General features: G+C 70.8%; 1 protein-coding gene and 1 pseudogene. One reads left to right on the forward strand and one right to left on the reverse strand.

The window, feature by feature from the left end; genetic code table 11:
- Positions 1–235 precede the first annotated feature (235 nt).
- On the forward strand, positions 236–1,387 hold the full coding sequence (locus tag ACWF94_RS38640; protein WP_453499678.1) for a methyltransferase: 1,152 nt from the start codon (positions 236–238) through the stop codon (positions 1,385–1,387).
- A 191-nt stretch (positions 1,388–1,578) separates the two neighbouring features.
- On the opposite strand, the pseudogene ACWF94_RS38645 reads toward ACWF94_RS38640, so the two are convergent.
- Positions 1,579–2,449, reverse strand: a pseudogene (locus ACWF94_RS38645) (S1 RNA-binding domain-containing protein); the annotation flags it as partial.

Genomic DNA, 2,449 nt, shown 5'->3' on the forward strand with positions numbered 1-2,449 from the left:
GTCGGGCCCTTCGCCGTGGACCCCTCGCCGTGGGCCCTTCGCCGTCAGCCCTCGCGGTCAGCCCTTCGGGAGCCCTTCGCCGTGGCCCTTCGCGGGCGGGCGGCGCGTGCCTTCCGGGCACATCCGTATGACACACCTCACGGTTCGTACGACGCCCCCGCACGGCCCGTACGGCAGGGAGGTCCGCAGGCCAGCGGGTTCCGCCGGTCCCGCGCTCGGCTAGCCTGATCGCACGATGAACCGTCTGATCACGCCATGGGGCGACCTCTCACTCGCCCGCTTCCCCGAGGACTCCCGCGACTCCCTCCGCGCCTGGGACGCCGCCGACGAGTATCTGCTGCGCCATCTCGCCGAGGGCGAGAAGCCCGCCGAGCTGTCGGGTGCGGTGGTCGTCGTCGGCGACCGGTGGGGCGCGCTGTCCGTCTCACTGGCCGGGTACGGCCCGGTACAGATCACCGACTCCTTCCTCGGGCAGGAGGCGACCCGGGCGAATCTGGCCCGGAACGGTTTCGACGCGACGGCGGTACGGCTGCTGTCCGCCCGGGAGGCACCGCCCGAGCGGATCGATGTCCTGCTGGTACGGGTGCCCAAGAGCCTGGCGCTGCTGGAGGACCAGCTGCACCGGCTCGCGCCCGCCGTGCACGCCGGGACCGTGGTGGTGGGGACCGGGATGGTCACCGAGATCCACACCTCCACCCTGCGGCTGTTCGAGCGGATCATCGGCCCGACGCGGACCTCGCTCGCGGTGAAGAAGGCCCGGCTGATCTTCTGCACACCGGCCACCACGATCGCGAAGACCCCCAGCCCCTGGCCGCTGCGGTACACACTCCCCGACGACACGGGGGCGCTGGCGGGCCGGACCGTGATCAATCACGCGGGCATCTTCTGCGCCGACCGGCTCGACATCGGCACCCGGTTCTTCCTGGCCGCCCTCCCGGCACGCCGGGGGCCCGAGCGGGTGGTGGATCTCGGCTGCGGCAACGGCGTGGTCGGCACGGCCGCCGCGCTCGCCAATCCGCAGGCCGCGGTGACCTTCGTGGACGAGTCGTTCTCGGCCGTGGCCTCGGCCGAGGCCACCTACCGGGAGAATGTGGCGTCCGGGGCCCCCGTGGAGTTCATCGTCGGCGACGGGACGACCGTCATCCCGGACGGCTCGGCCGATCTGGTCCTGAACAATCCGCCGTTCCACTCCCACCGGGCGACCACGGACTCGACGGCCCGCCGCATGTTCGAAGGGGCACGCCGGGCGCTGCGGCCCGGGGGCGAGCTGTGGGTGGTCGGCAACCGCCACCTCGGCTATCACGTACGGCTGCGCCGGCTCTTCGGCAACTGCGAGGTCATGGCGAGCGACCCCCGGTTCGTGGTGCTGCGGGCGGTCAGGCCCTGAGGGCCGTTCCGTAGCCACGATCGCACCGACCGGGGGCCCGCCGAAGCGTGTCGCGCCGCGGGCGGCCGGGGCACGACGGCTCAGCGGTGGCGCGACCAGGTGTCATGGATCGTCCCGTGGACCTCGCCCGTGATCCCCCGGATGCGGTACGGGGTCTCCGGCTCGGGGCCCCGGCCCTCCAGGGTCTCGTCGGCCTGCTCGGCCTGCTCGGCCTGCTCCGACCGCTCGGCCGCCTCGGCCGCCCGGAGGTCCAGCACCTGGGCCTGGTGCTGCTCGAAGCGCTGCTGTGCCTCGGCGTACTGGGTCTCCCACACCTCGCGCTGGGTCTCGAAGCCGGGGAGCCAGTCGTTGGTCTCCGGGTCGAAGCCCTCGGGGTAGATGTAGTTGCCCTGATCGTCGTAGGACGCGGCCATCCCGTACAGGGTCGGGTCGAACTCGACCGACGCCGGATCGGCGCCCATCAGCTCGTCGGCCCGCTTCCGCGACAGGGACATCCGGCGCCGTTCGAGGTCGATGTCGATGACCTTGACGAAGATCTCGTCGTTGACCTGGACGACCTGCTCCGGGATCTCCACATGGCGCTCGGCCAGCTCGGAGATGTGGACCAGGCCCTCGATACCCTCGTCGACCCGGACGAACGCACCGAACGGCACCAGCTTGGTGACCTTGCCCGGGACGACCTGACCGATCTGGTGGGTACGGGCGAACTGCTGCCAGGGATCCTCCTGCGTCGCCTTCAGCGACAGCGAGACCCGCTCGCGGTCCATGTCGACGTCGAGGACCTCGACCGTGACCTCCTGGCCGACCTCGACCACCTCGGAGGGATGGTCGATGTGCTTCCAGGACAGCTCGGAGACATGCACCAGACCGTCGACGCCGCCCAGGTCCACAAAGGCACCGAAGTTGACGATCGAGGACACCACACCGGAGCGGACCTGCCCCTTCTGGAGCGTGGTGAGGAACGTCTGGCGGACCTCGGACTGGGTCTGCTCCAGCCAGGCACGGCGGGACAGCACCACGTTGTTGCGGTTCTTGTCCAGCTCGATGATCTTCGCTTCGAGT

Source organism: Streptomyces sp. NPDC055078 (assembly GCF_053607985.1).

What these genes read in the sequence shown, in the direction of transcription:
- ACWF94_RS38640 (WP_453499678.1), top strand. Translation starts at nt 236, where the DNA reads ATGAACCGTCTGATCACGCCATGGGGCGACCTCTCACTCGCCCGCTTC.